The organism is Microbacterium sp., from assembly GCF_041909575.1.
Lineage (GTDB): Bacteria > Actinomycetota > Actinomycetes > Actinomycetales > Microbacteriaceae > Microbacterium.
Genome location: NZ_JAYRDE010000152.1, coordinates 1 through 5262 on the forward strand (window position 1 = coordinate 1; position 5262 = coordinate 5262).

The 5262-nt window shown below is 70.3% G+C and carries 6 protein-coding genes and 1 pseudogene; 2 read left to right on the forward strand and 5 right to left on the reverse strand.

Going from position 1 to position 5262, the window contains the following annotated elements:
• A partial coding sequence (locus ACE3O1_RS14650; protein WP_374316291.1) for a transcriptional regulator TrmB occupies window positions 1-834 on the forward strand: 834 nt, incomplete at its 5' end.
• 12 nt (window positions 835-846) lie between these two features.
• Here the strand turns inward: ACE3O1_RS14650 and ACE3O1_RS14655 are convergent.
• The 3 genes from ACE3O1_RS14655 to ACE3O1_RS14665 form a co-directional block, all read right to left on the reverse strand.
• Window positions 847-1518, reverse strand: a complete 672-nt coding sequence (locus tag ACE3O1_RS14655; protein ID WP_374316293.1) for a response regulator transcription factor — start codon at window positions 1516-1518, stop codon at window positions 847-849.
• Window positions 1519-1759: 241 nt separating this feature from the next.
• The gene (locus ACE3O1_RS14660) at window positions 1760-2086 is read right to left on the reverse strand and encodes a hypothetical protein (RefSeq protein WP_374316295.1); all 327 of its coding nucleotides are present in this window, start codon (window positions 2084-2086) and stop codon (window positions 1760-1762) included.
• The gene (locus ACE3O1_RS14665; RefSeq protein WP_374316297.1) at window positions 2083-3408 is read right to left on the reverse strand and encodes an MFS transporter; all 1326 of its coding nucleotides are present in this window, start codon (window positions 3406-3408) and stop codon (window positions 2083-2085) included. Before ACE3O1_RS14665 ends, ACE3O1_RS14660 begins: the two co-directional genes overlap by 4 nt.
• Before the next feature lie 20 nt (window positions 3409-3428).
• Between ACE3O1_RS14665 and prfB the strand changes: the two genes are divergently transcribed.
• Window positions 3429-4541 (forward strand): peptide chain release factor 2, encoded by a 1113-nt coding sequence (gene prfB / locus ACE3O1_RS14670; RefSeq protein ID WP_374316299.1) that lies wholly within the window; start codon window positions 3429-3431, stop codon window positions 4539-4541.
• A gap of 30 nt (window positions 4542-4571) precedes the next feature.
• Here the strand turns inward: prfB and ACE3O1_RS14675 are convergent, their stop codons facing one another.
• Window positions 4572-4919, reverse strand: a complete 348-nt coding sequence (locus ACE3O1_RS14675; protein ID WP_374316301.1) for a cupin domain-containing protein — start codon at window positions 4917-4919, stop codon at window positions 4572-4574.
• Between the two features lie 116 nt (window positions 4920-5035).
• Window positions 5036-5262 (reverse strand): annotated as a pseudogene (locus ACE3O1_RS14680) (HNH endonuclease); the annotation flags it as partial.

The window sequence follows — 5262 nt, forward strand, 5'->3', positions numbered from 1 at the left end:
ATCGCCGCCGAGCTCGAGCGGCTCGGCCTGCTCGCCCGCCAGGCGGCGAGCAGCGACCGCTTCATCGCGTCACCGCCCGCAGTGGCGCTGCGTCCGCTGCTGCTCGAGCGGGAGCGCGGGCTGACCCGCGCGCACGAGGCGCTCGTGGAGCTGAACGACCTCTACCGTCACTCGGCCGAGCAGCGCAGCGTGGCGGACGTCGTCGAGGTCGTGCTCGGTGACGACGCGGTGCGACAGCGCGTCGCGCAGCTCCAAGCAGCGGCGAGCGAGCAGGTGCGGGTGCTCGTGCTCAACGAGATCGCGTTGGTGAGCGGCGAGGAGAACGTCGAGGAGGACCGGGCCCTCGCGCGGGGCGTGCGGTATCGCGTGATCGTCGAGAGCGCGGTGCTCGAGCGTCCGGGCTTCCTCGCCGCTGCACGCGAGATGGCCGAGATCGGCGAGGAGGTGCGCGTGCTGCCGACCCTTCCCACGCGCATGTTCATCGCCGACGATCAGATGGCGCTCGTGCCCATGCGGGCGCATTCGCCCGAGGAGGGCTTCGGCGCGCTGCTCATCCATCCCAGCGGCCTGCTGGATCTGGTGATCTCGATCTTCGACGAGTACTGGCGCTCGGCGGCCGAGTTCCTTCCGATCGCCGCCGTCCAGACCACCGAGGACGTCGACCGGGACCTGCTGCGACTGCTGCTGCTGGGAGTGACGGATGCCGCGGCTGCGACGCAGCTGGGAATCTCGGTGCGCACCGTCCAGCGCCGGGTCGCCGATCTGATGGAGGTCGCGGGCGTGACCACGCGGATGCAGCTCGGCGCGGAAGCGGTTCGCCGGGCCTGGGTCTAGCCGAGCCGCGCGTCAGCCGGCGTGGCGACGGGGGATCACGGGCACGACGGTCGCTCGCGCTCGATCGGGGAGCAGGTCCGGACGCATCGGCCGTTCCGATCGGACGGCCAGCGCGACGGCCTCGACGCGGGAGTGGACGCCCAGCTTGCCCAGCAGGTTCTGCATGTGCGCGCCGACGGTCTTGATGCTGATCCCGAGGACTGTCGCGACCTGCTTCTGTGTGAGTCCGTCCGCGGTGAGAGCGAGCACCTGCTGCTCCCTGCCGGTGAGGGAGGAGAGCCGTCGCAGTCCCGCGGTGGCCGTCGACTCCCGGCGCGTGCGCTCCACGAGCCGGCGCACGCGCGCCAGGAGCTCCTCGGCGTCCATCGTCTCGGCGGCGTAGTCGTCGGCGCCGATGAGGAACCCTGCGACCACGTCGGCGGGGGTCGTCCGGTCCGCCGACACCAGGATGACTGCGGCATCCGGACCGTATCGATCGCGCAGCTCGTGCAGCAGCGCGCAGCCGCCGTGCTCGACCTCCAGGATGGCGACGGCCGGCGCTCGCGCACCGAGCCGGATCGAGGCATCCGCTGCGCTGGCGAAGCTCTGCGCGCGCAGGTTCAGGCGCGCCAGCAGCCTGGCGTAGTCCGCTCGCACGTGGTCGCGTGCGACCACCAGCGCGTACTCGTCGTCGTTGTTCCCCACGGCCCCCTCCTGCCCGTGCTTCCCGCACGTCAGGACTACCTAGGGATGAATCCCCAGCCCCGGTTCGTAGTTCACCCGATAGTCGCCTTCATCGGCGGTTCCTAGCCTAAAGCCATCCTCGCGGGAGCAAAAGGCGCGTCGGGCGCCGGGGGACGATGGCCGCGGTCTGGGGAGTCGCGGCCATCGTCGTGTTCACACGCCGGTTCAGCCGTGTCGTTCGGCGACGGTTCAGCCCGCCGGGTCAGCCGGCTGCGTTGAACCAGTCGCGTCGCCGCTGCGCCTCGTCGGCCGGTTCGCCGGGGTCGGAGGTGTCGTGGTCGACGAGGCATCCGTCCTCCAGGGGCACGAAGCGGAGGCAGACGTCGCACAGTGCGCGGCCGTGCGGGTAGCCGTCGGGCGCGGGGGCGGCGGGCGCGGCCGGCCGTCCCGATCCGGCGCAATGGAGCGGGTCGGCGGAGGCATCCGTCCACATGATCGTCCGGTTCCGGTGGAGGCCCGCGTGATCGAGTGGCCGCGTGCAGCGACGGCCCTGGCTGCGGCTGCGGCAGAAGGCGACGGTCTCGGTCACGAGCGCGCCCGGGGGATGAAGCGCGGCACCCAGCGCACGAAGGCGACCGCGCCGAGCAGGCCGATCACGCCGACCGCGCCGGTCGCGACCGAGAGGGTGGAGACGGCGGCGATCCCGGAGACGAGGAGGGGCGAAACTGCGCCGCCGGCATCGGTGAGGGTGCGCCACGATCCGAGGAAGGGGGCGGGGTCGGCCTTCGGTGCGACGTCCGCGCCGAGAGTGAGCAGGATGCCGCTGGACAGGCCGTTGCCCACGCCCAGGACCGCGGCGAACATCGCGAACCACATCGCGTTCTGTGCGGAGTCGTGGGTGAAGGCGAGTGCGATGAATCCTGCGCCCATGAGGAGCATTGCAGGCAGCGCCGCCCAGAGGCGGCCGAACCGATCCATGACCTGGCCGCTCGCGTAGAAGAGGGCGAAGTCGATGGCGCCCGAGATGCCCACGACGAGCGCGATGGTCTGCGCGTCGAGGCCGATGGACACGCCCCACAGCGGCAGCACGACCTGGCGGGCCGAGCGCACGGCGGCGAGGGACGCGGCGGCGAGCCCGAGTCGGGAGAGGACGCGGCGGAAGTGCCACATCGTGCGGAAGACACCGGCGCGCCGTCCGTCAACGCCGGGCGCGACGCGCAGGGAGGCGGTGATCGTCTCGCCCGTGTCTTCGGCGAAGTCTGGGGCTGCCGGGCGCGGCGGACTCGCGTGTGCGGCGGCGGTCGTGGCGGCGATCGCGGAGTCGGGATCGGGGCCGAGAAGCACCAGCAGGATCGTCGCGACCAGGCACGCGGCGAAGAACCAGATCGCGGCGTGCTCGTCGCCGAACACGGCCAGGAGTCCGGCCGCGACGAACGGGCCGATGAACATGCCGAGGCGGAACGTCCCGCCCAGCAGTGACAGTGCCCGTGCGCGGAACGCCAGGGGGACGCGCGTCGTCATGAACGAGTGGCGCGCGAGACCGAAGGCGGCCGCGCAGAAGCCGATGAGGAAGACGGATGCCGCGAACACGCCGAGCGACGGGGCGACGGCGAGTGCGATCGCGCCACCGAGCGAGAGCAGGCCGGCGACGGCCATCGTCAGTCTCTCGCCGATGCGGGCGACGGCCCACCCGGCGGGGATGTTGCCGCACAGCTGCCCGACAACGAGGGCGGATGCGACGAGGGCTGCGGTGGCCACATCGGCGCCCAGCTGAGCCGCGATGACGGGGATGAGCGGGATGACGGCGCCCTCGCCGAGCGCGAAGAGCACCGTGGGTCCGTAGATCATCGGGGCGAAGCGCCAGAGCACATCCCGGACGGCGGGGGAGTCCGGGCGTTCGCTCACGTCCATCCACGTTAGTCTGGAGTGTCATGCTCGAGCTCGATCTGTCCGCCGATATCCAGGCCCTGCGCTCCACGTTCGCCGACATCAAGGCGGTCGTGGACGTCGAGGCGCTCACCCAAGAGATCGCGCGACTGAGCGAGGAGGCCGGCGCCCCTGATCTGTGGGACGACGTCGAGAAGGCTCAGAAGATCACGAGCGCGCTCAGCCATCGTCAGTCGGCGCTCAAGCGCATCACCGACATCGAGCAGCGTCTCGACGACCTCGATGTGCTCGTCGAACTCGCCAACGAGATGGACGACGAGGACTCGGCCGAAGAGTCGCGGCACGAACTGGCCGAGCTCGAGGACATCATCAGCCAGCTCGAGGTGCAGACCCTGCTCGACGGCGAGTACGACGACCGCTCTGCGGTCGTGACGATCCGCTCCGGCGCCGGTGGCGACGACGCCACGGACTTCGCCGAGATGCTCATGCGCATGTACCTGCGCTGGGCGGAGCGCCACAAGTACCCCGTGAAGGTCATGGACACGTCGTACGCCGAGGGTGCGGGCATCAAGTCCGCGACCTTCGAGGTCGACGCCCCGTACGCGTACGGCACGTTGTCGGTCGAGGCCGGAACGCATCGCCTCGCGCGGATCAGCCCGTTTGGATCCGCCGACAAGCGCCAGACGAGCTTCGCCGCCGTCGAGGTCATCCCCGTGATGGAGGAAGCCGTCGAGGTCGACATCCCCGAGGGTGACATCCGGGTCGACGTCTTCCGGTCCTCCGGTCCGGGCGGCCAGTCGGTGAACACCACGGACTCCGCCGTCCGGCTCACGCACATCCCGTCGGGCATCGTCGTGTCGATGCAGAACGAGAAGTCGCAGATCCAGAACCGCGCCGCCGCGATGCGGGTGCTGCAGACCCGCCTCCTGCTGCTCAAGCGTGAGGAAGAGGCTGCCAAGAAGAAGGAGCTGGCCGGTGTCATCACCGCCAGCTGGGGCGACCAGATGCGCTCCTACTTCCTGTACGGCCAGCAGCTCGTGAAGGACCTGCGCACCGGGCACGAGGTCGGCAACCCCGCGATCGTCTTCGACGGGGATCTCGACGGATTCATCTCGGCCGGAATTCGGTGGCGCAAGCGCAAGGACGACGACGACTGACCCACGGCGGCTCCTCGCGCCGCCTGGGGGTCAGGCCGATTCCCGGTTCTCCTGGATCATCACCGGCGACGCATGGATGCACATGATCCGCAGGCGACCGATGCCCGTGTTGGTGAACCCGTGCCACGTGTCGGCGGGGACCACGGCCGTGTCGCCGGCATGCGCGATCACGGTGTCGTCCCCCATGCGGATGGTCGCCTCGCCCTCGATGACGAGCCAGGTTTCGGTGTAGGGGTGGCGATGCAGGCCTGGTCCCATGCCGGGGTCGTTGTCGACGTAGAAGAACGACACGCCTGAACCGTGACGCTCGCCCTCGAATCGCATGGTGCGTGAGGTTCCGATGAGGAGTTCGGTCGCGGGAATCGGCTGCGCGGTCATGCTCCTATGCTCACCGGATGCCTGCGGCGTCGCCACCCTCGCGCCGGGAGTGTCGTTCTGGGTCGGGTCTGAGGGGTGGGGCGGCTCGGCCCGTGTCCGGTGAGTAGCTCGCGTCGTCAGAAGGGTGCGTCGGATGCTCCGGCGTCGGATGGCCGGAAGTGGGGGGTGGGTCGTTCGGGGTTGACGCGGTAGCGTCTGCCGGTGGGTGAGGTCCAGAGGAGTGCGCCGCCGGTGTGGGGGATGTGGTGGACGGTCCAGCCGCCGTGGTGTTTGACGGTGTGGTGTCCGGTGCATAGCGGGGCGTGGTTGGTGAGGGCGGTGGGTCCGCCGTGTTCCCAGGCGA